The organism is Variovorax sp. PBL-E5 (genome assembly GCF_901827185.1).
Taxonomy (GTDB): domain Bacteria; phylum Pseudomonadota; class Gammaproteobacteria; order Burkholderiales; family Burkholderiaceae_C; genus Variovorax.
This window is the reverse complement of the sequence record NZ_LR594671.1, coordinates 3,556,351-3,581,496: the sequence shown is the minus strand read 5'-3', so window position 1 is coordinate 3,581,496 and position 25,146 is coordinate 3,556,351. Positions and strand designations below refer to the sequence as shown.

Annotated in this window: 26 protein-coding genes; 13 read left to right on the top strand and 13 right to left on the bottom strand. The window is 69.8% G+C overall.

All coding sequences use genetic code 11. The features are described from left to right. Window positions 1-33: 33 nt before the first annotated feature. Entirely contained in the window at window positions 34-702 is a 669-nt protein-coding gene (locus WDLP6_RS17420; RefSeq protein ID WP_162568368.1) for a TetR/AcrR family transcriptional regulator, read from the bottom strand. 179 nt (window positions 703-881) lie between these two features. On the opposite strand from WDLP6_RS17420, the gene hutH reads away from it, so the two are divergent. From hutH to WDLP6_RS17405, 3 genes are all read left to right on the top strand, one after another. Next, window positions 882-2,474: a histidine ammonia-lyase gene (gene hutH, locus WDLP6_RS17415; RefSeq protein WP_162593362.1), complete on the top strand. Its 1,593-nt coding sequence runs from the start codon at window positions 882-884 to the stop codon at window positions 2,472-2,474. 33 nt (window positions 2,475-2,507) lie between these two features. After that, the gene (locus tag WDLP6_RS17410; RefSeq protein ID WP_162593361.1) at window positions 2,508-2,915 is read left to right on the top strand and encodes a hypothetical protein; all 408 of its coding nucleotides are present in this window, start codon (window positions 2,508-2,510) and stop codon (window positions 2,913-2,915) included. Between the two features lie 78 nt (window positions 2,916-2,993). Continuing rightward, window positions 2,994-5,189 carry a TonB-dependent receptor gene (locus WDLP6_RS17405; RefSeq protein WP_162593360.1) on the top strand — a complete coding sequence of 732 codons (2,196 nt, stop codon included), beginning with the start codon at window positions 2,994-2,996 and terminating at the stop codon, window positions 5,187-5,189. Between the two features lie 21 nt (window positions 5,190-5,210). Here the strand turns inward: WDLP6_RS17405 and WDLP6_RS17400 are convergent, their stop codons facing one another. Further along, window positions 5,211-6,194, bottom strand: a complete 984-nt coding sequence (locus WDLP6_RS17400; protein ID WP_162593359.1) for a tripartite tricarboxylate transporter substrate binding protein — start codon at window positions 6,192-6,194, stop codon at window positions 5,211-5,213. Window positions 6,195-6,277: 83 nt separating this feature from the next. Here WDLP6_RS17400 and WDLP6_RS17395 point away from each other — a divergent pair, with 83 nt between their 5' ends. Continuing rightward, on the top strand, window positions 6,278-7,186 hold the full coding sequence (locus WDLP6_RS17395; protein ID WP_162593358.1) for a LysR family transcriptional regulator: 909 nt from the start codon (window positions 6,278-6,280) through the stop codon (window positions 7,184-7,186). Here the strand turns inward: WDLP6_RS17395 and WDLP6_RS17390 are convergent. From WDLP6_RS17390 to WDLP6_RS17370, 5 genes are read right to left on the bottom strand one after another with little or no spacing between them, the layout of a single operon-like run. Beyond that, entirely contained in the window at window positions 7,174-8,034 is an 861-nt protein-coding gene (locus WDLP6_RS17390; protein WP_162593357.1) for an amidohydrolase family protein, read from the bottom strand. The two genes, WDLP6_RS17395 and WDLP6_RS17390, sit on opposite strands and share 13 nt — an antisense overlap. Continuing rightward, window positions 8,034-9,167: an NAD(P)/FAD-dependent oxidoreductase gene (locus tag WDLP6_RS17385; protein WP_162593356.1), complete on the bottom strand. Its 1,134-nt coding sequence runs from the start codon at window positions 9,165-9,167 to the stop codon at window positions 8,034-8,036. The genes WDLP6_RS17390 and WDLP6_RS17385 overlap by 1 nt, the downstream gene beginning before the upstream one ends. Before the next feature lie 24 nt (window positions 9,168-9,191). Further along, window positions 9,192-10,358 (bottom strand): CoA transferase, encoded by a 1,167-nt coding sequence (locus WDLP6_RS17380; RefSeq protein ID WP_162593355.1) that lies wholly within the window; start codon window positions 10,356-10,358, stop codon window positions 9,192-9,194. Next, window positions 10,351-11,247 carry an HpcH/HpaI aldolase/citrate lyase family protein gene (locus tag WDLP6_RS17375; RefSeq protein ID WP_162593354.1) on the bottom strand — a complete coding sequence of 299 codons (897 nt, stop codon included), beginning with the start codon at window positions 11,245-11,247 and terminating at the stop codon, window positions 10,351-10,353. The genes WDLP6_RS17380 and WDLP6_RS17375 overlap by 8 nt, the downstream gene beginning before the upstream one ends. 7 nt (window positions 11,248-11,254) lie before the next feature. Beyond that, entirely contained in the window at window positions 11,255-12,181 is a 927-nt protein-coding gene (locus WDLP6_RS17370; RefSeq protein ID WP_162568358.1) for a dihydrodipicolinate synthase family protein, read from the bottom strand. A 140-nt stretch (window positions 12,182-12,321) separates the two neighbouring features. Between WDLP6_RS17370 and WDLP6_RS17365 the strand changes: the two genes are divergently transcribed. Then, entirely contained in the window at window positions 12,322-13,308 is a 987-nt protein-coding gene (locus WDLP6_RS17365; RefSeq protein ID WP_162568357.1) for a Bug family tripartite tricarboxylate transporter substrate binding protein, read from the top strand. A 15-nt stretch (window positions 13,309-13,323) separates the two neighbouring features. Here WDLP6_RS17365 and WDLP6_RS17360 read toward each other — a convergent pair whose 3' ends face one another. Continuing rightward, window positions 13,324-14,727 carry a DHA2 family efflux MFS transporter permease subunit gene (locus tag WDLP6_RS17360; RefSeq protein ID WP_162593353.1) on the bottom strand — a complete coding sequence of 468 codons (1,404 nt, stop codon included), beginning with the start codon at window positions 14,725-14,727 and terminating at the stop codon, window positions 13,324-13,326. A gap of 82 nt (window positions 14,728-14,809) precedes the next feature. Then, on the bottom strand, window positions 14,810-15,475 hold the full coding sequence (pdxH, locus tag WDLP6_RS17355; RefSeq protein WP_443083415.1) for a pyridoxamine 5'-phosphate oxidase: 666 nt from the start codon (window positions 15,473-15,475) through the stop codon (window positions 14,810-14,812). 23 nt (window positions 15,476-15,498) lie between these two features. Here pdxH and WDLP6_RS17350 point away from each other — a divergent pair, with 23 nt between their 5' ends. Next, window positions 15,499-16,074: a nucleotidyltransferase family protein gene (locus WDLP6_RS17350; RefSeq protein WP_162593351.1), complete on the top strand. Its 576-nt coding sequence runs from the start codon at window positions 15,499-15,501 to the stop codon at window positions 16,072-16,074. Here the strand turns inward: WDLP6_RS17350 and WDLP6_RS17345 are convergent. Next, window positions 16,061-16,600 (bottom strand): superoxide dismutase family protein, encoded by a 540-nt coding sequence (locus WDLP6_RS17345; RefSeq protein WP_162593350.1) that lies wholly within the window; start codon window positions 16,598-16,600, stop codon window positions 16,061-16,063. The genes WDLP6_RS17350 and WDLP6_RS17345 overlap by 14 nt on opposite strands. A 2-nt stretch (window positions 16,601-16,602) precedes the next feature. Next, the gene (locus tag WDLP6_RS17340) at window positions 16,603-17,265 is read right to left on the bottom strand and encodes a gamma-glutamylcyclotransferase (protein WP_162593349.1); all 663 of its coding nucleotides are present in this window, start codon (window positions 17,263-17,265) and stop codon (window positions 16,603-16,605) included. A gap of 120 nt (window positions 17,266-17,385) precedes the next feature. On the opposite strand from WDLP6_RS17340, the gene WDLP6_RS17335 reads away from it, so the two are divergent. The 5 genes from WDLP6_RS17335 to WDLP6_RS17315 are packed head-to-tail and all read left to right on the top strand — an operon-like array spanning window position 17,386 to window position 22,242. After that, window positions 17,386-17,928: an OmpA family protein gene (locus WDLP6_RS17335; protein ID WP_162593348.1), complete on the top strand. Its 543-nt coding sequence runs from the start codon at window positions 17,386-17,388 to the stop codon at window positions 17,926-17,928. Between the two features lie 47 nt (window positions 17,929-17,975). Then, window positions 17,976-19,814: a phosphogluconate dehydratase gene (gene edd / locus WDLP6_RS17330; RefSeq protein ID WP_162593347.1), complete on the top strand. Its 1,839-nt coding sequence runs from the start codon at window positions 17,976-17,978 to the stop codon at window positions 19,812-19,814. Beyond that, window positions 19,805-20,446 carry a bifunctional 4-hydroxy-2-oxoglutarate aldolase/2-dehydro-3-deoxy-phosphogluconate aldolase gene (gene eda / locus WDLP6_RS17325; RefSeq protein WP_162568349.1) on the top strand — a complete coding sequence of 214 codons (642 nt, stop codon included), beginning with the start codon at window positions 19,805-19,807 and terminating at the stop codon, window positions 20,444-20,446. The genes edd and eda overlap by 10 nt, the downstream gene beginning before the upstream one ends. A 13-nt stretch (window positions 20,447-20,459) precedes the next feature. Then, on the top strand, window positions 20,460-21,182 hold the full coding sequence (locus WDLP6_RS17320) for a haloacid dehalogenase type II (protein ID WP_162593346.1): 723 nt from the start codon (window positions 20,460-20,462) through the stop codon (window positions 21,180-21,182). Window positions 21,183-21,213: 31 nt separating this feature from the next. Continuing rightward, window positions 21,214-22,242: a DUF2272 domain-containing protein gene (locus WDLP6_RS17315; RefSeq protein ID WP_162593345.1), complete on the top strand. Its 1,029-nt coding sequence runs from the start codon at window positions 21,214-21,216 to the stop codon at window positions 22,240-22,242. 10 nt (window positions 22,243-22,252) lie between these two features. Here the strand turns inward: WDLP6_RS17315 and gloA are convergent, their stop codons facing one another. Together gloA and WDLP6_RS17305 are read right to left on the bottom strand one after the other, a co-directional pair. Further along, a complete protein-coding gene (gloA, locus tag WDLP6_RS17310) occupies window positions 22,253-22,663 on the bottom strand; it encodes a lactoylglutathione lyase (protein ID WP_232077099.1) in 411 nt (136 codons plus the stop codon). Window positions 22,664-22,702: 39 nt separating this feature from the next. After that, the gene (locus WDLP6_RS17305) at window positions 22,703-23,248 is read right to left on the bottom strand and encodes a PaaI family thioesterase (RefSeq protein WP_162593344.1); all 546 of its coding nucleotides are present in this window, start codon (window positions 23,246-23,248) and stop codon (window positions 22,703-22,705) included. A gap of 51 nt (window positions 23,249-23,299) precedes the next feature. Here WDLP6_RS17305 and WDLP6_RS17300 point away from each other — a divergent pair, with 51 nt between their 5' ends. Both WDLP6_RS17300 and WDLP6_RS17295 read left to right on the top strand, forming a co-directional pair. Then, a complete protein-coding gene (locus WDLP6_RS17300; RefSeq protein WP_162593343.1) occupies window positions 23,300-23,755 on the top strand; it encodes a MarR family winged helix-turn-helix transcriptional regulator in 456 nt (151 codons plus the stop codon). A 67-nt stretch (window positions 23,756-23,822) separates the two neighbouring features. Further along, window positions 23,823-25,136, top strand: coding sequence for an MFS transporter (locus tag WDLP6_RS17295; protein ID WP_162593342.1), 1,314 nt, complete (start codon window positions 23,823-23,825; stop codon window positions 25,134-25,136). Window positions 25,137-25,146 lie beyond the last annotated feature (10 nt).

Sequence of the window (25,146 nt, the reverse complement as noted above, 5' to 3'; positions counted from 1 at the left end):
TTTTCCTCGGGGACTCGGGACAAACCTTCAATTCTAGGGTCGGGGTGCGACCAGGCCGTGGAGCACGATCTCGGTCTGCAGCGCGATGTACTTCTCGGGATCGAGTTCGGCCTCGCCGTCGATGCAGATCGGGGTCGAGTGCTTCCACATCATCAGGAACAGCATGGGCGCGGCGATGGCGTAGATCGCATGATCGACGTCGATCGGCGCGAACTCGCCGCTGTCGATGCCGCGCCGCAGGATGCGCCGCAGCAGCGAATGGCCCGGACGCACCACCTCCTGGCGATAGAACTCGGCGAGCTCCGGGAAATTGCGGCCTTCGCCGAGCATCAGCTTGGTGAGTCCCGACGCCTGGGTCGAACCCACGCGCTCCCACCAGATGCGCATGCAGTAGCGCAGCATGTCGGCGGTGCTGCCCTCGAAGACCTCGAACTCCTGGTTCCACTCGGTGAAGCGGCCCGCGAGGTTCTCGATCACGACGGCCTTGAACAGCTCTTCCTTGCTCGGAAAATAGAGAAAGAGGGTGCCCTTGGAAACGCCGGCCCGCGCGGCCACTTCCTCGGAGCGGGTGGCGGCGAAGCCCTTCTCGACGAACAGGTCGAGCGCCGCCTGGAGCAGCTCGCCGGGCCGCGCCTCCTTGCGACGCTCGCGCTTGGCCCGCACGGGGCACAGTTTGTCGGCAAGGAAGCGGCGGGCGGGCATCGGATTGTTAATGACTGACGGGTTAGTAATGTAGTGAGGCCTCTGGCGGCCGTCAAGCCGGAAAGCCGGCAGATGCCCACGAACGCAGCTGCGCCGATCGGTCATGCGAAGCCTGTTCAGCGCGCGATTTTCGAGGCAGAATCGACGAGACCCTACTTGTACATACAGGCTCATACATTATGAAAGAAGCTGCTGAAAACCCATCGGCCGTTGCAGGCAACCCGGAGGAGGGCGCCCTGCTCCCGGGCCATGTCGGCCTGCCCCTGCTGCGCCGTATCCATGCCGGCGGCATGCGGCTCGCGCTCGATCCATCGGCGCATGCCCGCTTGCTTGCATCGCAGGCCACGGTGCGCAGCATCGTCGACGGGGGGGCCGTGGTCTACGGCATCAACACCGGCTTCGGCAAGCTCGCGCAGACCCTCATCCCGCACGAGCGCCTGGCCGAGCTGCAGCGCAACCTGGTGCTCTCGCACAGCGCGGGTACCGGCGAGCCGCTGGCCGCCGGCGTGGTGCGCCTCGTGCTCGCGACCAAGGCCGTGAGCCTGGCGCGCGGCCATTCGGGCATACGGCCGGAGATCGTCGATGCGCTGCTCGCGCTCGGCAATGCCGGGCTGCTGCCGCGCATTCCGTCCAAGGGCTCGGTCGGCGCCTCGGGCGATCTCGCGCCGCTCGCGCACCTGGCCTGCGTGCTGATCGGCGAGGGCGAAGTCACCACGCCCGAAGGTGCAGTGATCGGCGGCGCCGAGGCGCTGGCGCGCATCGGATTCGCGCCCTTCGTGCTCGGCCCCAAGGAAGGCCTGGCGCTGCTCAACGGCACGCAGGTGTCGACCGCGCTCGCGCTGGCCGGCCTCTTCGGCGCCGAGGACGTGTTCGCGGCCGGCCTGATGGCGGGCGCGCTTTCGCTCGAGGCGATCCAGGGCTCGATCAAGCCCTTCGATGCGCGCATCCATGCCGCGCGCGGCCAGCCGGGCCAGATCGCCGTCGCCGCCGCGGTGCGCGCGCTGCTCGACGGCAGCGAGATCGTTCCCTCGCATGCCGACTGCGGCCATGTGCAGGATCCGTACTCCTTGCGCTGCGTCCCGCAGGTGATGGGCGCCTGCCTCGACAACCTCGCGCATGCCGCGCGCGTGCTGCGCATCGAAGCCAATGCCGCATCGGACAACCCGCTGGTGTTCGACAACGGCGACGTGATCTCCGGCGGCAACTTCCACGCCGAGCCGGTGGCCTTCGCGGCCGACATCATCGCGCTCGCGGTGAGCGAGATCGGCGCCATCTCCGAACGCCGCATGGCGCTGCTGCTCGACAGCGGCCTGTCGGGCCTGCCGCCGTTCCTGGTGCGCGACGGCGGCGTCAACTCCGGCTTCATGATCGCGCAGGTCACCGCGGCGGCGCTGGCGTCGGAGAACAAGTCGCTCGCGCATCCGGCCAGCGTCGACAGCCTGCCGACTTCGGCGAACCAGGAAGACCACGTGTCGATGGCGACCTTCGCGGCGCGACGCCTGGGCGAGATGGTCGAGAACACCGCGGTGGTCGTCGGCATCGAGGCCATGGCGGCGGTGCAAGGCATCGAGCTGAAACGAGGTCCGAAAAGTTCACCGCTGCTCGAAGCCGAATTCGCCGCCATCCGCGAGCGCGTTGCCTTCATCGAGCAGGACCGCTTCCTTGCGCCTTCCATCGAAGCCATGCGCCTGTGGGCGCGCCAGCGCAGCTGGCCCGAGGTCGTGCAGGCCCTCCTGCCCAGCCGATTTCAGGTCGAAAGCGGCGAGAGCTAGCGGCAAGGCCCGTGGGAGAATGCGGGCCTCGCCATGCATCTGCCCACCCGCTCGAACCGAACCCGCGCACTGCTCTGTGCGCTGGCGTTCGCCGTGTGGCTGGCGACGACGCTGGGGCTGGTGCACGGCACGATCCACAACGCGCTGACGGAGCGCGCACACACCACGTCACCGGCAACGGATGAGGTGGGCAGCCCGAACGCCGATCCAGCCGAACAGTTGCCGGCGCGCCACCCCTGGCTGGCGGCGCTGTTCGATCACCACAGCGGTGCCGACTGCCGCTTGTACGACCAGCTCTCGCACGGCTCGGCCGCACTCTGCGTGCCGCTGGTCATGTTGCCGGTCGTGCTGCCGGCCGCCACCTTCTCCTATCTCGAGGGCGAGGCACTCGCCCGATGGGTCGCGCTGTTCGACGCGCGCGGCCCGCCTTCCACTCGCTGAATCCCCCGTGTCCGGCCGAGCTGCACCTGCGTTTGCGGGTGGCGGCGGGCTGCCCCTTGATTCAACGAGTGTTCTTCCATGTCCTTTTCCTTTCATCGCAGCGCGATCGGCGCTGCTGTTTTCTCGCTCGCGTCCTGCGCGGCGCTGGCCCAGTCCGATGCGCCGCCCGCGGCGGCTCCGGCTGCGGACAATCCCTCCGGCCTGTCCATCTCGCCGCAGGTCGACAGCCTGTCCGCCGTGAACGTCACGGCCGAGCGCCTGAAGAAGGCGCGCATCGAGCTGTCGCCGCAGGTCGGCACCACGGTCTACCGCATCGACCGCTCGGCCATCGATGCGCTCGGCAAGGGCGACGCCGCTTCTTTCGACGACGTGCTGCTGACCCTGCCCGGCGTGGCCAAGGATTCGAAGGCTTCCGGTGCGCTGCATGTGCGCGACGACCACGGCAACGTGCAGTACCGCATCAACGGCGTGCAGCTGCCCGAGGGCATCTCGGGCTTCGGCCAGTCGCTCGACACGCGCTATGTCGAGAGCATCGATTTCCTCACCGGCGCCTTGCCCGCGCAGTACGGCCTGCGCACCGCGGGCGTGGTCGACATCCAGACCAAGGAGGGCTTCGGCAAGCCCGGCGGCTCGCTGGGCTTCACCTTCGGCAGCCACCAGACGCTGGAGGAGAACGGCTCGGTCTACGGCACCAAGGGCAACCTCAGCTACTACCTGTCGGCCAGCATGGTGTCCAACACCGAGGGCATCGAGAACCCGCTGCCCAGCTTCAATGCGCAGAACGACCGCACCCGGCAGGGCCGCAGCTTCGGCAATCTCTCGTATTTCATCGACGACGACACGCGCGTCGGCCTGATGTTCGGCACCTACAACGGGCAGTTCCAGATTCCGACCAATCCGGGCCAGACGCCGGCCTGGTCGCTGGCCGGCGTGAGCGACCTGGCGACAGGCTTCAACGCATTGCCTTCGAGCGACGTGCGCGAGCGTCAGACCGAGGCCACGCGTTTCTTCGCGCTGTCCTTCCAGAAGAGCCTCGGCGCGCTGGATTTCCAGGTGTCGGCCTTCCATCAGTATTCCCAACTGCACTACACGCCCGATCCGATCGGCGACCTGATCTACAACGGCGTCGCCTCGGACACGCTGCGATCCAACTCGGCCAACGGCCTGCAGTTCGACGGCTCGTACAAGCTCGGCGACGCGCACACGCTGCGCTTCGGCGCCGCCTACACGCGGCAGTCGACGCAGAGCATCAATGCGGTCGGGGTGTTCCCGGTCGACAGCAGCGGCGCGCAGACCGGCAGCGACCCGATCCTGATCAACGACGACTCGGGCAAGCGCGGCCAGCTCGGCAGCCTCTATCTGCAGGACGAATGGCGCATCGATCCGAAGCTCACGCTCAACTACGGCCTGCGCTACGACAGCGTCGATGCCTTCACCAAGGAGCACCAGTGGAGCCCGCGCGTCAACCTCGCGTACAAGCTCTCGGACGACACCGCGCTGCATGCGGGCTATGCGCGCTACTTCACGCCGCCGCCGCAGGAGCTGGCCTCGCAGCAGAGCATCAATCTGTACTCGGGCACCAGCAACCAGCCCGAGATCCCGAGCTCCGATCCGGTGAAGGCCGAGCGCACGCATTACCTCGATGTCGGTGCCTCGCACAGGCTGAGTCCGAAGCTCACGCTGTCGGCCGATGCGTACTACAAGCGAGTCACGAATCTGCTGGACGAAGGGCAGTTCGGGCAGGCGCTGATCCTGTCGCCCTTCAACTACCAGAAAGGCTTTGCGCGCGGGCTCGAGCTTTCGGCGCGCTACAACGACGATCATTGGTCGGCCTATGCGAACTTCGCCTGGCAGAAGGCGATGGGCCGCAACATCGTGTCGAGCCAGTCGCTGTTCGGCGCCGACGAGCTGGCCTACATCGCCAACCACTACGTGTACCTGGACCATGACCAGACCTACACGGTGTCGGCCGGCGCGAGCTATCGCTTCGGCAGCAACCGGGTGAGCGGCGACCTGATCTTCGGCAGCGGCCTGCGCAGCACGCCCGACGGCGGCGCGCCCAACAGCGCCTCGCTCAAGTCGTACACGGTGGCCAATGTCTCGTACACCCACACCTGGAAGCAGCCTTCGGGCGGCGACATCGAAGGGCGGATCGCGATCCTGAACCTGTTCGACACCTCGTACCTGCTGCGCGACGGCACCGGCGTCGGTGTCGGCGCGCCGCAGTACGGCACGCGCCGCAGTCTGTACGTGGGCGTCACCACGCACTTCTGAGGCTTCGGGGCGCGGGCCGCGTCAGTCGATCGTGATGTGGTTGGTCTTGACCAGCGCGGCCCAGCGCGTGATCTGCCCCTGCAGGAAGGCGGCGAATTCCTTCGGCGTGTTGCCGACCGGCTCGATGCCGATCCCCAGCAGCCGGCGGCGCGTCTCGGGCTGCCGGATCGCGTCGCGCACCGCGCCCGAGAGGCGCTCGACGACGGGCGCCGGCGTGGCCGAAGGGACGAAGAAGCCGTTCCACTCGACCACCTCGAAGTCCTTGAAGCCGCTCTCCATCACGGTCGGCACGTCGGGCAAGGCCTCCATGCGCTGCGCGCCGGTGGTCGCCAGCGCGCGCAGGCTGCCGGCCTTCACATAGCTCAGGCCCGACACCGGATTCGCGAAGTAGGCCGACACCTGTCCGGCCAGCAGGTCGGTGATGGCCGGCGCGCCGCCCTTGTAGGGCACGTGCAGCCAGTCGATGCCGGCGTCGCGGCGCAGCATCTCGCCCGCGAGATGCGCCGAGCCGCCGGCGCCATACGACGCAAAGCTCAGCTTGCCCGGATGGGCGCGTGCGTAGGCGATGAATTCCTTGAAGGTCTTGTAGGGCGCCGAGCTCGGCACCACCAGGATGTTCGGCATGTTGATCGCCTGCGACACCGGCGTGAAGTCCTTGACCGGGTCGAAGGGCAGCTTGCGCAGCACCGCGTTCACCGCATAGGGGAAGGTGTCGAAGAGCACCGTGTAGCCATCCGCGGGCGCCTGCAGCACCGAGGTGGCGGCAATGATGCCGCTCGCGCCGGGCTTGTTCTCGATCACGAGGGTCTGGCCCAGCAGCGCCGCCATCGGCTGCGACAGCAGGCGCGCATTGCCGTCGGCGCCGCCGCCCGCTGCGTAGGGAACGATCACGCGGATCGGCTTCGTGGGATAGACCTGCGCCTGCGCAGCGGCCGGCAGCGCGGCGAGCGCGGCCGTGCCCAGCAGCAGCTGTCGGCGCCGCAGGGTGAAGGATGCTTCTGTCATGGTGCTTGTCTCCTGAGGTTGTTCTGTGGACGATGAAAACTTCTGCAGAATCCGGCCCTGGCCATCGAGCCGAAGAAAGACGCATGAAACTCCAGTTTCTCCAGACCCTGACGGCGGTGCTGCGTCACGGCTCCTTCGCCGCTGCGGCGAAGGAAGTGAACCTCACGGCCAGCGCCGTCAGCCTGCAGATGCGGCAGCTCGAGGACTACTTCGGCCGGCCGCTGTTCGACCGCTCGGCGCGGCAGGCCAGGCCGACCGCCTTCGCGGCGGAGGTCGCCGGCACGATGCAGCAGACCCTCGACGCCCTGAAGGCGTTGCGGCTGCGCGAGGACACCGTGGTGTCCGGGCGCATGCGCCTGGGCACCATCGAGTCGGCGCAGGTGGCGCTCCTGCCCACCGCGCTGCAGGTGCTGCGCGACCAGGCGCCGGGCCTCGCGTTCGAGATCGCGCGCGGCGTCTCCGCCGCCTTGCTCGACGACGTCAAGGCCGGCCGGCTCGATGCGGCGGTGCTGGTGCGCCCGCAGTCGGGCGGCTCGAGCCGGCTGCACTGGTTCGCGTTGCAGCAGGAGACCTTCGTGATGATCGCGCCGCCGCATGTGCGGCGCGGCTCGCCGGTCGAGATGCTGCGGCGCCACGACTGGATCCGCTTCGATCGCGTGACCACCGGCGGCCTCATCGCCGCCCAGCACGTCAACCGCATCGCGCCGCGCACGCGCTGCGCCTTCGATCTGCCGGGCACCGATGCGGTGGCGGCGATGGTGTCCGCGGGGCTCGGCGTCTCGGTGGTTCCGGCCCTGCGGCACGAGGTGCTGCAGGCCTATCCGCTGCAGGTGATCAGCCTCGGCAAGGACGCGCCGGTGCGGCACATTGCGATGGTGTGCCGGCCCGCCGATGCGGAAGGCCGCCGCATCCAGGCCGTGCTCGAGGCCTTCCAGTTCGCGATCCGGCGGCGTCATGGCGAGGGCGCGGGCGCGAGGCATCAGAAGCCGTAGAGCGTGGCCGGGTTGTCGACCCACACACGCTGCCGCAACGCCGCGCCGGGCACCCAGGCGCCGAAGCGATCGAGCAGCGCGGCATCGTCGGGCGTCGCCTTCTTCTCGGTGGGAAGCGGCCAGTCGCTGCCCCATACCAGCCGCTCGGGCGCGCGCCGGCACAGCGCCTCGACGACGCGCGCGCGGCTGTCGTCTTCCGTCGTGCCGCCGTCGAGGTAGGGCGCCGACAGCTTGACCCATGCGCGCCCGGCATCGAGCAGCCGCGTGACGATGGCGAAGGCCGCATGCGCCTCGCCCTGCGGGTGCGGCAGCCGCGCCATGTGGTCGAACACGATCGGGCAGGGCAGGCGCTCGATCAGCGCGGCATGCGCGACGATCTGGTCCGCGCGCCAGTGCAGCTGCACGTGCCAGCCGAGCGGCGCGATCCGGCGTGCGAGCGGCTCGACCATGTCGAAGCGCGTCACGGCCGTGGCCGGATCGAAGAGCGTGAAGCGGATGCCGCGGATGCCGCCGGCATTCAGCGTGTGCAGCGTCGCGTCGTCGACCTCCGGATGCAGCACGCCGATGCCGCGCGCGTGCGTTGGTCCGAGTTGCCGGATCGCGTCCAGCGTCACGCGGTTGTCGGTGCCGTAGACCGTCGGCGTGACCACCACGGTGCGCGTCGTTCCGAGGCGCGCCTGCAGCCGGCGGTAGTCGCTCGCCGTCGCATGCGCAAGCACGCGGGCCGGGTCGCCGATCGAGGGAAAGCGCGCGTCGTACACATGGATGTGCGCGTCGCAGGCCTGCGGCGGCAGGGCCAGCACAGGCGGCTGCGTGCCGGTGGTATGAGGGATGGAATCTTGTGGCATCAGGATGCGCCGGTGCGTGCCTCGCCGAGGGTCTGCCGCACATGCTCGCCGATCGCCAGCGAGGCGGTGAGGCCGGGCGATTCGATGCCGAACAGGTTCACGAGGCCGGCGGCGCCGTGCTGTCTTTCGTCCTGCACCACGAAGTCGGTCGCCGCGTTGTGCATCGAGGATCCGGGGCCCGCGAGGCGCGGACGGATGCCGGTGTAGCCGGGCTGCAGATCGCCGTCGCGCAGGCCGGGGTAGTAGCGGCGGATCGCGTCGCGGAAGGCGGGCTCGCGCGTGGGATCGAAGCGGTAGTCCACGCCATCGCGCCAGCTCAGGTCGGGGCCAAACTTGCACTGGCCGCCGAGGTCGATCGTCACGTGCGCGCGCAGCGCGCCTTCGCGGCCGGTGGGATAGACGAGATGGTGGAAGGGCGACTTGCGCGCCAGCGTGAAGTAGTGGCCGACGGCGAAATACAGCGGCGGAATCAGCGCGGCGGGCATGCCGGCGATCGCACCTGCCACCCGCTGCGCGCCGAGCCCGGCCGCATTGACCACGGTGCGGCACAGCACCGTGCTCGGCTCGTCGCCGCCGACCTGCAGCGCGATGCCGCCCTGCGTGGCCTCGCCCGACAGCACCGGGCTCTGCAGTGCCAGCGTCGCGCCATGGACTTCGGCATCGCCGAGGTAGGCGAGCATCAGGCCGTGGCTGTCCACGATGCCGGTCGAGGGCGAATGCAGCGCGCCGACGCAATGCACCTCGGGCTCCATCGCGCGCGCTTCGGCGGCGCCGATCACGCGCAGGTCGGTGACGCCGTTGGCGGCGCCGAGCGCGATGTAGCGATCCAGCTCCGGCAGCTCCGAGGCCTGCGTCGCCACGATGAGTTTGCCGATGCGCCGGTGCCCGATGCCGCGCTCGGCGCAGTAGGCATACAGCGCGGCCTTGCCGGCCACGCACAGCCGTCCCTTGAGCGAACCGGGCGCGTACGAGATGCCGGCATGGATCACCTCGGAATTGCGCGCGCTGGTCTGCGTGCCGATGGCGCTCTCGGCTTCGAGAATGACGACCTCGCGCCCCGCCATCGCGAGTGCGCGCGCCACTGCGAGGCCCACCACGCCGGCGCCGATCACGGCGCAATCGATGCGGTCCATCGTCTCAGGCGCCTCGCATCGCGTTCATCGTGCGGGCTTCATCTGATCGTCGTGCTGGCCCAGCGTCGGCGCCGCGAACGGGTCCGGTCCGGGCGTGCGGCCGAAGGCGACCGCGCGCGTGAAGCCGCGGTAGCTGCCGAGCACCGGGTGCGCGAAGCGGCCCACCATGTCCTCGGCCAGCACCTGCGGAAAGTCGAACATGTCCTCGACCGTGCGCGCCGCCGCGCACGGAACCTCCTCGCCGAAGAGGGCTTCCCATTCGAGCGCACTGTGCTCCGCCAGCGCCGCATGCAGGCGCGGCACGATCTCCTCGTGGTGCTGCGCGCGCTTGCGCACGCTGTCGTAGCGCTCGGTCGCCAGCAGTTCACCCAGGCCGGTCTTCTCGCACAGCGCGCGCCAGAAGTGGGGCGTGTTGGCCGAGATGTAGAGATGGCCCTCGCGCGTCGGATGGATGCCGGTGATGCCGCCCGAGCGCATGTCGCGCCCGACTTCGCGCGGCTCGTCCTCGGCCCACACCAGGCGTGCCGACTGCATCGCGAGCGCCGAGCGCAGCAGCGAAACGCCGACCTCCTGGCCTTCGCCGCTCTTCTCGCGCTCGTACAGCGCCGACGCCACGCCGGCTGCCACCAGTGCGGCGGCGTAGTAGTCGACCACCGAACCGTAGAGGATCTGCGGCGGCTGCCCGGGCGCCGCCTGCATCGCGCACATGCCGGTCATGGTCTGCAGCACCTGGTCATAGCCGGCCTTGGCCTTGAGCGGCCCGCTGTCGCCATAGCCGGTGACCGCGCAATAGATCAGGCGCGGATTGGCGGCCTTCAGGCGCTGGTAGTCGATGCCGAGCCGCACCGGCACGCCGGGCCTGAAGTTGTGCACCAGCACGTCGGCCGTCTTCACCATCGCGTGCAGCGCCTGGAGGTCGGCGGGATCCTTGAGGTCGAGCACGATGCCCAGCTTGCTGCGGTTGACACCGAGGAAGGCGCGGCTCTCGGCCTCCAGCGTCGACGGGTACCTGCGCAGGTTGTCGCCCGCGGGCGGCTCGATCTTGATCACTTCCGCGCCCTGGTCGGCCAGCAGCGTGCAGCCGTAGGGGCCGGCGATGTAGGCGCTGAGGTCGAGCACGCGCAGGCCCGAGAGCGGACCGGCCGGACCGGTGCGCGGCAACGGATTGCGCAGGGGCGTCGACTCATTCATGGTGCGTCGGCGGATGGGCCGCGGCGGCGGGCAGCAGGCCCAGGCGCCGTGCGTTCGCGACGACGGCGCGGGCGCTGGCGGCAAAGGGCGCGTCGATCATCCGGCCATCGACCACATAGGCGCCGACGCCGTGCGCCGAGGCTGCATCGGCGGCCGCCAGCACCTGCAGCGCATGCGCGATCTCGGCATCGGTCGGGCGGAAGGCCGCATTGGCCAGCGCAACCTGGCTCGGATGGATGCAGCTCTTGCCGAGGAAGCCCAGGCGCCGCGACAGCGCGGCCTCCTCGCGAAAGCCCTCGACATCGCGGAAGTTGGCGAAGGCGCTGTCGTAGGCATAGACGCCCGCCACGCCCGCGGCCATGCGCACCGCGAACATCGCCTGCCGCACCGCGGCGGCCTCGCGCCGGTCGATGCCGAGCGGCTCGAACAGGTCGCCCAGGCCCAGCTGCAGGCCGACCACGCGCGGGTGTGCGGCGGCCAGCGCTGCGGCATCGCGCAGGGCTTTCGGCGTCTCGATGTTGAGCAGCAGGCCGATCCGCGCGGCCACGCCGTTCGCGTGCTCGGCGCGTTCGATGGCATCGGCGGCGGCGCGCACCTGGTCGGGCGTCTCGGGCTTGGGCAGGTTGATCACGTGCAGGCCGGGCTGCGCGACGCAGGCGATGTCGGCGGCGAAGTGCGGCGTGTCCAGTGCGTTGACGCGCACGATCAGGATCTTGCTGCCGACCGCCTCGACATTCTTCAGGAACCCGCGCACCGCCTCGCGCGCCTCGGCCTTGCGCGTTTCGGCGACCGCATCCTCGAGGTCGAAGGAGATGCCGTCGGCATCGCCCGCCAATGCCTTGGCGAACAGTTCGGGACGCGAGCCCGGAACGAAGAGCTTGCTTCTCATGGCCGTCTCACAGCCGCGCCCGCGGATCGTGCCGTGCGAGGCGGCCGAGCAGGTGGTCGACTTCGGCGCGTGCCGCTTGCGTGAGCACCGCGGCCGGCTTGCGCTGCGCGGCCGAGCTCAGCAGCCCGCGCCGCTGCAGCACGTACTTGCGCACGGCCAGGCCGACGCCCGGCTGCTGCTCGTAGCGCAAGAGCGGCAGGTGGGCATCGAAGAGGTCGTGCGCTTCCTCGCGCTGTCCCGCGGCCGACAGGCGCACCACGTCGCACAGCATGTCGGGGAAGGCGTAGCCGGTGTTGGCGCCGTCGGCGCCGCGTTCCATCTCGTAGTCGAGGAAGAGCCCGTTGTTGCCGCACAGGATCGGCAGGTGCCGCATGCCTTCACGCTCGAAGCCGCGCAGCGCCGAGATCTTTTCCAGCCCCGGCCAGTCCTCGTGCTTGAGCATGGCGCACGAGGGAATCTCGGCGACGATGCGTCGGATCACGCCGGGCGTCATCTGCACCGAGAAGGTCAGCGGATAGTCCTGCAGCACGAAGGGCACGTCGGAGCCGATCGCCTCTGCGGCCTGCCGGTAGTAGCCGACGATCTGCTCGTCGGTGCGCAAGGTGTTGGGCGGCGCGATCATCACGCCGGCCGCGCCGCGCTCCATGACCTCGCGCGTCAGCGCCCGCATGGCCGCGAAGCCGGGCGCCGAGACGCCGACGATCACCGGCAACTGCGGCGCGCGGCGGATCATCTGCGCCGCGACCGCGACGCTTTCCTCGTGCTCGAGCTTGGGCGCTTCGCCGAGCTGCCCGAGCACCGTGAGGCCGGTGGCGCCGCAGGCCAGGTAGAAGTCGGTCAGCCGGTCGATCGATGCGGTGTCGATGGTGCCGTCGTCGAGAAAGGGGGTCGGCGCGATGGGATAGACGCCGCGGGCATCGGTGGGCAGTCGCATGAGGCTCTCCTTGGACAACGAAGTGTGCCGCCGCGCGCGCGTGCCGAGCACAAGAAAAACTCTTCTTTCGAATGACAAAACATCGTCGAAAGGCGCGCAGGCTGTTCTTAGGATCGTGCATGACCGATCAGGAGACAACCATGGCGTTTCATCATGTCACCGACCGCCGGCGCGTGCTGGCCGCGATCGCGGCGCTCGCGCTGCCGGCGGTGGCTTTCGCGCAGGCCGACGCCTTTCCGAACAAGCCGATCACGCTGGTGGTCGGCAGCGCCCCCGGCGGATCCAACGACACCTTCGCGCGTGCCGTCGGCAAGCGCCTGCAGGATGCGCTGGGCCAGCCGGTGGTGGTCGACAACAAGCCGGCCGGCGGCGGCGTGATCGCCAATGCCACCGTGGCGCGCGCCGCGGCCGACGGCTATACGCTGGTGGTGCTGTCGTCCACCTTCACCACGGGCGCGGCCATTCGCACCAACCTCACCTACGACGCCATCAAGGACTTCAAGCCGGTGGCGATGCTGGCCAAGGGCCCGATGCTCGTGACCGTCAACAAGGACTCGCGCTTCAAGACCATCCAGGACCTGGTCGCTGCCGCCAAGGCCAGCCCGGGCAAGCTGAACTACGGCACCTCGGGCGCCGGCAGCATCAACCATTTCGCGACCGAGCTGTTCACCGCCGCGGCCGGCATCAAGATGACCCACGTGCCCTACAAGGGCATGGGGCCGGCGACCACCGACCTGCTGGGCGGGCAGATCGACGTGCTGGTGGCCAGCGCGCCGTCGATCCTGACCCAGGTGCGCGGCGGCAATGCGCGCGCGCTGGCGCTGACCACCGCCACGCGTTCGCAGGTCGCGCCCGACATTCCCTCGCTCGAGGAGTCCGGCTACAAGGGCAGCGCGGTGGACCTGTGGTGGGGCGTGCTGGCGCCGGCGAACACGCCGCAGGCGGTGGTGGACAAGCTCAATGCCGAGATCAACAAGCAGATCCAGTCGAGCGAGATGAAGGCCTTCTTCATCAAGGAAGGCGCCGAGCCCGCGCCGATGAAGCCGCAGCAGTTCGCCGACTTCATCGCCGCCGAGATCGCGCGCTGGAAGAAGGTGGCGAAGGCCGCGGACATCCGGCCGGAGTGAAGACCGCGCAGGCGGTCACGCGGTCGATCGCGATGGCGCCGGCGAACCGCCTTTGAACTCGACGTCGTCGAGCCAGCGGAACACCACGGACGACAGCAGCGTGATGATGCCGACCGCGACGAAGGTGTAGCGGAACGCGAGCGCCGTCGAGGCCAGGTGGTCCGACAGCAGCGAGACGAGGCCGCCGCCGATCGTCGCGCCCAGGCCCAGCGCCAGCATCTGCACCATCGTGAAGAGGCTGTTGCCGCTGCCGGCGTCCTCGTTGCTCAGGCCCTTCAGGGTGATGCTGTTCATGGCCGCGAATTGCATCGAGGCGGCGCCGCCGAAGACGGCGAGCTGCACGATCTGCAGCCACAGCGGCCAGCCGGGCTTGATGAGCGCCAGGGAGATCATGGCGGCGCCGACGATCAGCGTGTTGTACAGCAGGAAGCTGTCGTAGCCGAAACGCCGCAGCAACCCGCTGATGAGCGGCTTGATGGCAATGCCGCCCAGCGCCACCGGGATCATCATCATCCCCGACTGCAGCGGGCTGTAGCCGAGCTGAAGCTGCAGCAGCAATGGCAGCAGGAAGGGCAAGGCGCTGATGCCGATGCGCGAGACCATGTTGCCGATCAGTCCGACGCTGAAGTTCGGTTCGCGAAACAGGCCCAGGCGAAACAGCGGCGCCGGCCGCCGCCGCGCATGCAGCAGGTAGAGCCCCACCGCGATCGCGCTCAGCGCGAGCAAGCCGCCGGACCAGGCCGCGCGGTGCGTGCGTGCCGGCACGTCGAGCGCGAGCGAAAAGGCAACCATGCAGGTCGACAGCAGCGCGAAGCCGACGAAGTCGAGCCGCGGCAATTGCGCGAGGCGCTGCACCGGCACATAGCGCCGCACCGCCCAGAGGCCGATCAGGCCGATCGGCACGTTGATCAGGAAGATCGCATGCCAGCTCACGGCCTGCACCAGCCAGCCGCCCAGCGTCGGGCCGAGCAGCGGACCGAGCTGGCCGGCAATGGTCACGGTGGCGATGGTCGCGACGTACTGCTCGCCGGTCGCGCTGCGCAGCATCGCGAGCCGGCCGATCGGCAGCAGCATCGAGCCGCCGATGCCCTGCAGCACGCGCGCCGCGATCAGCTGCGGCAGCGACTGGGCACTGGCGCAGGCCACCGAGCCGAGCGCGAACATCAGGATCGAGCCGAAGTAGGTCGCACGCGTGCCGAAGCGGTCGGCCAGCCAGCCCGAGGCCGGCGTGAGCATCGCCATCGTCAGCGTGTAGGCGACGATCACCGGCTGCATCGCGAGCGGGTTGACGTCGAGGCTGTGCGCCATCGAGGGCAGCGCGGTGTTGACGATGGTGGTGTCCAGCGTCTGCATGAAGAAGGCCGCAGCGACGACCCACAGCAGGCCGGTGCTGGCCTTGTTCGAGGCCTCAATGCTCATTGGTGCCCCTACGCTCGGCACTTCGTGTCCTCGCTGCCCCCCGAGGGGGTGCGAGCTTGCTCGGGGCGGCCCGGCGCGGCGCTCACGGCGCCAGCCGTTCCCGCAGCCACGCGCCGTCTTCGAGGCGGTAGCGCAGGCGGTCATGCAGCCGGCTCTTGCGGCCCTGCCAGAACTCCCAGCGATCGGGGACCAGCCGGAAGCCGCCCCAGTGCGGCGGCCGCGGCGGCGAGAGCAGGTGCCTGGCCGCCTGCACGGCCGCGTTCTTCACCAGCACGTCGCGCCCGCTGATCACTTCGCTCTGCGGACTGGCCCAGGCGCCGATGCGCGAATCGAGCGGACGGCTGGCGAAGTAGGCATCGCTCTCGGTCTCGCTCACCTTGCCGACGCGGCCCTCGATGCGCACCACGCGCTCCAGTTCGACCCAGTGGAATTGCAGCGCGGCGTAGGGATTGCCGGCCAGCTCCCGGCCCTTGCGGCTCTCGTAGTTGGTGTACCAGACGATGCCGCGCGCGTCGAAGCCCTTGATGAGCACGATGCGCGTCGACGGGCGCAGGTCGCCGCCGACGGTGGCCAGGGTCATCGCGTTCGGCTCGGGCACCTGAGCCTCGATCGCCTCGCCGAGCCAGCGCTCGAACTGCTGCAGCGGATTCTCGGCGCTGCGGGTCTCGTCAAGTTCGGCGCGCTCGTAGCTCTTGCGCAGCGCGGCCAGCGTCGTGGTGGGAGAGCTCATGGCGCCATTGTTGCGCATGCGAAGCGGAGATACTGTCGGGCATGGAGCTTGACCCTGCATCGCGCTTTCCCACCGTGATCGTGCTCGCCTCGGGCCGCGGCGAACGCTTTCGCGCGGCCGGCGGCACCGGTTCGAAACTGCAGGCCGCGCTGGGCGCGAGCACCGTGCTCGGCCACACGCTGGCCGCCGTGCGCGCGAGCGGCCTGCCGTGGCATCTGGAAGACGCGGGGCATCCCGGCATGGGGGATTCGATCGCCGCCGCGGTGCGCGCGACGGCCGATGCCGCGGGCTGGCTGATCCTGCCCGGCGATCTGCCGCTGGTGCGGCCGGCCACGCTGCTGGCTGTGGCGCATGCGCTCGCCGCGCCGATGCGTGCCGCCCAGCCGCAGCACCGCGGCGAACGCGGGCACCCGGTCGGCTTCGCGGCCGATTGCCGCGAGGCGCTGGCCGCGCTCGGCGGCAACCAGGGCGCGGCGCCGGTGCTTCGCGCGCTGCGAGAGGCCGGTGCGGTGGCGCAGGTCGAGGTCGACGACATCGGCATCGTGACCGACATCGACACGCCCGAGGCGCTCGCGCGCGCCGAGCTGTTGCTCAAGGCGCGGCTCAGCGCCGCGTGATCACCGCGCAGGCGATGCGCGGGCCGGAGTTGCCGGCCGGCTGGGTCGTGTAGTCATCGCGGTCGCGGTGCACGACCAGCGCACGGCCGACCACGTTGTTGGCCGCGCCCTCGGTGAGCGAGAGGGTGTGCACGTCGACGCTGAAGCGCGCCACGCCGCCGGCATCCGCGACCAGGCTGGGCAGCTCGCCGGCATGGCTGCCGGGCGCGCCGAACTTGCCGTGCGTGCCGCCGGACGGATTGAAATGGCCGCCCGAGGCATTGCCGTTGTCGCCGCAGTCGCCTTTCTCGTGGATGTGAAAGCCATGCTCGGTGCCCGGCTGCAGGCCGCGCACTTCGCCGGCGACGCGCACGCCGTGTTCGAGCGCGGTGAAGCTGACGCTGCCGGTGGTCGGGTTTGGCGTGATGGCCGCCGTGGGCATCAGCTCGGCGCTGGCGTCTGCGCGCGAACCCATCATGGCGCCGCAGCCGGCCAGCAGGCCCGCGGCCAGCAGCGGGGCAAGGCAAGCGAAGAGGCGAGGGGACATGGCTACTCCTTCGTCGGGGATTCGGATCCGGAAGCCCGAGGGTATACCGAAGCCGGCGCGCCGCGGGCAGCAGCCAATGCCACGAGATGCGCCTCGGCCAGGCGCACCAGCCGCGCCAGCGCCGCATCGTGGATGCCGTGGCGCCTGAGCTCCAGCAGGGTTTGCTGCGCATAGTCCAGCGAGGTGCCGTAGCGGCCGGCCGCGTTCGCGAAGATGTGGCGGTAGCGCTCTTCGCTCAGCTCGCCGGTGAAGTTCGGGCTGCGCCGCGAGAGCGTGAAGGCCAGCGCGCGGACCGTGCCATGCGGCATGTCGCAATCGAGCCAGCGCGGATCGTAGACGCCGGTCGGCATCTCGCGCAGCCACAGGCGGCCGAGCGTCTCGAGCACGTCGGCCATCGGGATGCGGAACACCATGCCGCGGCAGCTGCCGCCCGACAGCAGGCCGAACACCAGGCCCGGGTTTTCGACCGTGCCGCGGTTGACGCGGCTCCACATCTTGAGCGCCCGGTGCCAGCCATGGACCCGCGCAGGATGCCGCTCGCTGAAGTCGAAGTCGGGCCGCCAGATCAGCGAGCCGTAGCCGAACAGCCAGAGATCGTGGTGGCCGCCCCATTCGTCGATCACGCGGTCGAGCATCGGCTTGGGGTCGCGCAGGGGCTTGGGCATGGGGTCCAGTCCGGGGGGGCCGGGGTCGCCGCCCGGACCCGAAGGGGCGACGCCTACAATTTGGCGGTCATGGTTCACCGCACCATTATTTACCGACCCCTTACCTACGGAGATCGACCGATGCCATCGACCGCCGACGACAGCCAGCAAAACTTCGTCCTCGCCTTCCTGCTCGGGCTGATCGCGTTCGTGATCTTCTTCGTGGTCGGTATCGTGCTCTACCACCGCGCCCACGCGCCGCACGGGCCGGTCCCGGCGGTGGCCGCCGCCGCGGCGCCCGCCACCAGCACCGTGGCCGAGGTGACCGAGACCGTGACCGTCGTGATCCCCGACGGCGCGAGCATCCGCGTCGACGGCGGCGTCGTGAATTTCTACTTCGCCAGCGCGAGCGCCGACCTGGCGCCCGGTGCGGCCGAGGCGCTGGCCGCGGTGATCAAGGGCGTCGAGGCCGGCCGCAAGGCAGAGGTGTCGGGCTTCCATGACACCACCGGCGACGCCGCGCTCAACGAGCAGCTCGCCAGGAAGCGCGCCGACACGGTGCGCGACGTGCTCACCGGCCTGGGCGTGCCGGCCGACAAGATCGAGCTCAAGAAGCCGGCCATCACCGCGGGCTCGGGCAACGATGTCCAGGCGCGCCGGGTCGAGGTGAGGCTGGTCGACTAGTTCCGAATGCAGGGTCGGCCCGCAGCCACCGCAAAGCGAAGCACCCCATGAACATGCATCCCGTCCTCCGCGCTGTCACCGAGCGCATTCGCGTGCGCAGCCGCGCGCTGCGCACGGCCTATCTGCAACGGCTGGCCGAGACCCGCGGCCGCGACCGCGGCTCCGACCGCATGGGCTGCGCCAACGTGGCGCATGCCGTGGCCGGCATCCCGGCCAATGACAAGTTCAGGGTGGTGAGCGAACGCGCGCCCAATATCGGCATCGTCACCGCCTACAACGACATGCTGTCGGCCCATGCGCCGTACCAGGGCTATCCCGACATCGTCAAGCACGAGGCGCGCCGCCTCGGCGCCACCGCGCAGGTGGCCGGCGGCGTGCCGGCGATGTGCGACGGCGTGACCCAGGGCACGCCCGGCATGGAGCTGAGCCTGTTCAGCCGCGACGTGATCGCCATGAGCACCGCGGTCGCGCTCACGCACGACATGTTCGATGCCGCGCTGCTCCTGGGCGTGTGCGACAAGATCGTGCCGGGCCTCCTGATCGGCGCGCTGCATTTCGGCCATCTGCCGACCGTGTTCGTGCCGGCCGGGCCGATGCCTTCGGGCATGTCGAACAGCGCCAAGTCCAAGGTGCGCGAGCAGGCCGCGCAAGGCCTGGTGGGCCGGCAGGGGCTGCTCGATGCCGAGATGCAGGCCTATCACACGCAGGGCACCTGCACCTTCTACGGCACCGCCAACAGCAACCAGATGCTGCTCGAGGCGATGGGGCTGCACGTGCCGGGCACGGCCTTCATCCAGCCCGGCGATGCGATGCGCGACGAACTCACGCGCGAGGCCGTGCGCACGGTGCTGGGTCGGGCCTCCGAAGCGGCATACACCGTGCCGCCGATCGGCGAGATGGTGGACGAGCGCGTCATCGTCAACGCGATGGCCGCGCTGCTCGCGACGGGCGGCTCGACCAACCACCTGATCCACTGGGTCGCTGTCGCGCGCGCCGCGGGCATCCTGATCGACTGGAACGATTTCTCCGAGCTGTCGGACGTGGTGCCTCTGCTCACGCGGGTCTATCCCAACGGCAGCGCCGACGTCAACGAATTCCAGGCCGCCGGCGGGCCGGGCTTCGTGATCGGCGAGCTGCTCGGCGCCGGGCTGATGCATGGCGACGTGCTGACGGTGCGCGCCGGCGGCATCGGCGAGTTCGCGAACGTTCCCGTGCTGGCCGGCGATCCATCGCAGGGCGCGCCGTTGACATGGCACGCGGCCGCGCCATCGAAGAACGATGCGGTCGCGCGCCCGGCGTCGCAGCCCTTCAGCGCCACCGGCGGCCTCAAGCTGCTGAGCGGCAACCTGGGTCGCAGCGTGATCAAGGTCTCCTCCGTGCCGGACGATCGCCACGTGATCGAGGCGCCGGCGCGCGTGTTCGATTCGCAGGCCGCGCTGCAGCATGCCTTCACCGCCGGCGAGCTCGAGCGCGATGTGGTCTGCGTGGTGCGCTGGCAGGGCCCGCGGGCCAACGGCATGCCCGAGCTGCACAAGCTCACGCCGCCGCTGTCGGTGCTGCAAGGCAAGGGCTTCCGCGTGGCCCTGGTCACGGACGGCCGCATGAGCGGCGCCTCGGGCCGCGTGCCGGCGGCGATCCACGTCTCGCCCGAGGCCGCGGCCGGCGGCCCGCTCGCCAAGGTGCGCGACGGCGATCTGATCCGCCTCGATGCGGTGGCCGGTACCTTGACCGTGCTGCTGCCGCAGGACGAATGGGCCGTGCGCGAACCCGCCGCGCTGCCCGACGCGCTGCGCACCGCCAACGGGTTCGGCCTCGGCCGCGACCTGTTCGCCGGCATGCGCCGCAATGCATTGACCGCCGAAGAAGGAGCCTGCACATGGCTGTGAACGATCGATTGACCGCCCTCGACGTGATGCATGACGCGCCGGTGATTCCGGTGATCGTGCTGCACGACGTCAAGGACGCGGTGCCGCTGGCGCGCGCGCTGGTGGCCGGCGGCATCCGCATGCTCGAGGTCACGCTGCGCACGCGCGAGGCGCTCGAATGCATCGAGATCATCGCCAAGGAAGTGCCCGAGGCCGTCGCCGGTGCGGGCACCATCCGCAGCGCCGCCGATGCCCAGGCCTCGGCACTGGCGGGTGCGAAGTTCGGCGTCAGCCCGGGCTACACGCGCGCCGTCGGCCGCGCCTGCCATGACCTCGGGCTGCCGCTGCTGCCCGGCGTCGCCACCGGCAGCGAGATCATGATGGCGCAGGAGGACGGCCTCACCGAGCTCAAGTTCTTTCCCGCCGTGCAGGCCGGCGGCCTGGCGATGCTCAAGGCCTGGCAGGGGCCGTTCGGCGACGTGAAGTTCTGCCCCACGGGCGGCGTTCACGCCGGCAATGCGCTCGAATTCCTGGCGCTGTCCAACGTCGCCTGCGTGGGCGGCTCGTGGATCGTGCCGACCGATGCGATCGCCGCCGGCGACTGGGCGCGCATCGAGGCGCTCGCACGCGAGGCGAGCAAGCTGGCGCGATGAAGAGGGCGGTGCGATGAGCGCGGATTTCGACGGCAGCGAACTGAAGGTCATCGCCTTCGACGTCTTCGGCACCGTGGTCGACTGGTATGGCGGCATCCGGGCCGAGGTCGAGCGTGCCTTGCCCGGCATCGACGGCGCCGCCTTCGCGCTGGCCTGGCGCGCGGGCTATCGGCCGGCGATGCAGGGCGTGATGGAGCGCCTCGCGGCCGGCGAGGGCGGCTTCACGCTGATCGACGAACTGCACATGGGCATCCTCGGGACCGTGCTCGAGGACTTCGGCGTGACCGACCTCGACGCGGCGAAGAAGCGCGATCTCAACAAGGCCTGGCACCGGCTGCCCGCGTGGCCGGACGCGGTCGAGGGGCTTGCGCGGCTCAAGCGCAAGTACATCATCTGCACGCTGTCCAACGGCAACATCGGCCTGTTGACCGACATGGCCAAGCGCGCCGGCCTGCCGTGGGACTGCGTGCTGTCGGCCGAGGTTTTCAAGGCCTACAAGCCCGATCCGCGCACCTACCTCGGCGTGGCCGCGGTGTTCGACGTGACGCCGAGCCAGGTCATGCTGGCGGCCGCGCACCATGACGACCTCGCGGCGGCCCGCGTGTGCGGGCTGCGCACCGGCTACATCGAGCGGCCGCACGAGTTCGGGTCGAAGCTGAAGGATGTGTCGCCGCGGGCGGAGAACACGCTGCATGCGCGGGATATCGGCGGCCTCGCGGATTTGCTCGGCTGCTGAAGGCCGGAGCGCGGCCGCTGCCTGCGCCGTCATGCCATTCATCGAGGCTTTCAGTCCGACACCGTGGGCACGCATCGCCGTGGCGGCTGTCGCACTCTGGCTGGTGCCAGCATGCGGCGCTTCGGCCGCATCGGTCTGCCTCGACACCGCCGCTTGGATCGCGCCGTCCCCGCGCGCCCTCGCACTCGCCGCGGCCGCGCAACGCGAACACATCGCCTTCGGCAACCAGACGATGGACGCCGAAGGCCGGCTCACCGCATCCGGCAATTCGGAAGCCGAGGATGTGCACAGCCGTCGGCGCGGCCCGGCCCCATGGCAGCGCGTGCTCGGCTACTGGCAGGCCGTCGATCCGCAGGACGGCCGCCTGCCTTCGCTGGTGCGCTTCGGTGCGCTGCGGCCAGCCGACCGCCGGCTGCTGGCACAGGCGTTGAACCAGGCCACGGCCGCGCATCTGCAAGGCCTCGGCGTCGGCACCGACCAGGGCCTCGAATCGAGCGAGCTGCGCGCGGTGGAGACCGCGCTGGATCGTGTCGCCGTGATCGACACACCCTGGTCCGCCGCCTTCATCAGCTGGCTCGCGCGGCAGGCCGGGCTCGGCGCGGACGAGTTCGTTTTTTCGGAGGCGCATGTCGACTACGCCGGCGCCGCATGGCAGGCCGGCGCCGACGAAGCGGCCGGCCGGCCCACGCGCTATGCGATGCGCGCCTGCGACATCACGCGCACGCCGCCGCGCGTCGGCGATCTGGTGTGCCAGGCACGCGGTGCCGAGGCCGGGCTCGACAGCTTCGACAAGATCGGCGAGGTGCTGGCCACGCGCCCTACCGGCGGCAGCGCGTTGCCGATGCATTGCGACGCCGTCGTGGCCGTCGATGCCACGGGCTTCGACACCATCGGCGGCAATGTGCTGCAGTCGGTCACCCGGCGCCGGCTCGACTTCGCGCCGGGCACGAGGCTGCTGGACCCGAGCTATCTGTCCTCGGGCTGCACCGCGAGCGCGCCCGGCTGCATCGATCGCCACATGAGCCGCCAGCCCTGGTCGCTGCTGCTGCAGTGGCGTTGACGAGGAGGGCTCAGCGCAGTCCGCCGCCGGCCGCGGTCTCTGCGCGCTGGATCAATTCGATCTTGTAGCCGTCCGGATCCGTCACGAAGGCAATGACGGTGGTGCCGCCCTTGACCGGCCCGGCCTCGCGCGTGACAAGGCCACCGGCGGCCTTGATCTTCTCGCAGGCCGCATGGGCATCCGGCACGCCGAGCGCGATGTGGCCGTAGGCCGTGCCGAGTTCGTAGCTGTCGGTGCCCCAGTTGTAGGTCAGCTCGATCTCGGCCTGGGCCGGATTGCCTTCGTAGCCGACGAAGGCGAGGCTGTATTTGTATTCTGGGTTTTCCGAGCGGCGCAGCAATTGCATGCCGAGCACGCCGGTGTAGAAGTCGATCGAGCGCTGGAGATCGCCAACGCGCAGCATGGTGTGGAGGAGTCGCATCGAAGGGGCCTGTGGTTCTGCTGCGCGCATTGTCGCGCGTCAGCCGCGCGACGCCATCTCGAACACCAGGCAGGTGGTGGTGGCATGCGCATACAGCGTGCCGTCGGCGCCGACCAGCCGCGCCTCGGCGGTCGCGAGTTGCCGGCCGCAGTGGATCACCTTGCCCTCGGCGCGCACGCGCGGCACCTTGGGCGTGAGCGCCTTGACCAGGTTCACGCCGAGCTCGGCCGTGGTGTAGCCGCGGCCCGGCGGCATCATGGTGTGGACCGCGCAGCCCAGCGCCGAGTCGAGCAGGGTGGCGAACCAGCCGCCGTGGATGGTGCCGAGCGGATTCAGGTGCTGCGCGAGCGGCGTGCCCTGGAACACGGCGCGCCCCGGCGCGACCGACATCAGCGTGAAGTCCAGCGTCTTGGCGATCGCGGCGTAGGGGATGTCGCCGCGCAGCATCGCTTCCATCATTTCCAGGCCGGTCTTGCCGGCGATCTGTTCGGGCCGCGCCACGCCGGGGCCCGGGCCGGCGTCGAGCCGCGCCATGACCTCGCGCTCCTCGGCGAGCCAGTTCTCCAATGCATTGTTCTGCGTCACGGAATCTCCTTAGAGTTGCATATGCAATAGTTGCAGGTACAATCATAATCCATGAACACCGAGGCCAAGGTCCAGGGCTGCACCAGCTTCAAGGTGCGCCAGCTCATGCGGCGCATCAGCCAGATGTATGACGTCGAGGTGGCGCAGTGCGGCCTGCGGACCACGCAGTATTCGCTGCTGTCCAACGTCATGAACCTCGGTCCGATGCGGCCGGTGGAGCTGGCCGCCGCGATGAACATGACGGCTTCGACATTGAGCCGCAACCTGCAGCCGCTGGTCGCGGCCGGCTGGGTGGCGCTCGGTGCCGGTGCCGACGGCCGCAGCCGGCTGGTGCAGATCACCGAGGCCGGCGCGGCGAAGCGCCGCGAGGCCCAGCGTCACTGGAAGGTGGCGCAGCACAAGCTCAATGCGCAGCTCGGCATCGAGCGCGTGGCCGCGCTGCATGCGTTGATCGACGATGTCCTGCCGCTGCTCGGCGCCGATGCGGCGGGCGAGCACGCCGGATAGCGCGCGCTGCCGGTCTTTCATCCCGTTCCCTGATCCGCTCACTCTCACGCCCCCACACGGAAGCCCCATGTTCGCGACATCCTTCTCGGCCTGGTTGCAACGCCGCGGCATCCACTATGGCTGGATCATTGCCGCCATCACCTTCCTGACCATGCTGACGATGTCGGCCGCGCTCGGCCTGCCCGGCGCGATGCTGCAGCCGCTCGGCAAGGAATTCGGCTGGAGCACCGAGCAGATCTCGTCGGCGCTGGCGCTGCGCTTCGCGCTGTTCGGCCTGATGGGGCCGTTCGCCGCTGTGCTGATGGAACGCTACGGCCTGCGCGCGGTGATCTGCACCGGGCTGGCGCTGGTCGGCTTCGGCATGGCGCTGGTCACGGTCGCGTCGCAGCTGTGGCAGCTCTTCATCCTCTGGAGCCTGATGCTCGGTCTCGGCACCGGCATGACCGCGCTGGTGCTCGGTGCGGTGGTGGCCAACCGCTGGTTCACCGCGCGCCGCGGCCTCGTGATCGGCATGCTCACCGCCAGCTCGGCCACCGGGCAGCTGGCCTTCCTGCCGTTCGCGGCCTGGATGATCGAGCACTGGGGCTGGCGCTCGGCGATCGTGCCGATCTTCGTCGGCTGCGTGCTGATCGCCACGCTGGCGCTGTGTTTCATGCGCAACCGGCCTTCGGATATCGGCCTGCTGCCCTTTGGCGAAAAGCCCGGCCTGCAACCCGCGGCACCGGTGGCCGCGCCGGCGGCGATGACCTTCCGCACACCCTTCGTGGTGCTGCGCGAAGTGTTCTCCAACCGCACCTTCTGGATCCTCGCCGGCACCTTCTTCATCTGCGGCCTCAGCACCAATGGGCTGGTGCAGACGCATTTCATCTCGCTGTGCGGCGACAACGGCCTGGGCGCCGTGCCGGCCGCATCGGTGCTGGCGATGATGGGCGCCTTCGACTTCGTCGGCACCATCCTGTCGGGCTGGCTCTCGGACCGCTACGACAACCGCAAGCTGCTCTTCTGGTACTACGGCCTGCGCGGTTTGTCGCTGTTCTGGCTGCCGCATTCGCAATTCACCATCTACGGCCTGGGCCTGTTCGCGATGTTCTACGGGCTCGACTGGATCGCCACCGTGCCGCCGACCGTCAAGCTCGCGGGCGCGGCCTTCGGCCCGCAGAAGGTGGGGCTGGTGTTCGGCTGGATCTTCGCGGCGCACCAGCTGGGCGCCGCGGTCGCGGCCTATGGCGCCGGCTTCGCGCGCACGCTGCTGCTGACCTACACGCCCGCGCTCTATGCTGCGGGCGGTGCCTGCCTGCTGGCGTCGCTGCTGGTGATGGCGATCCGCCGTCCCGCCAAGCCGGCGTCGCAAGTGATGCCGCCGGCCGCCGCGCGGGCCTGAGGGAATCGCG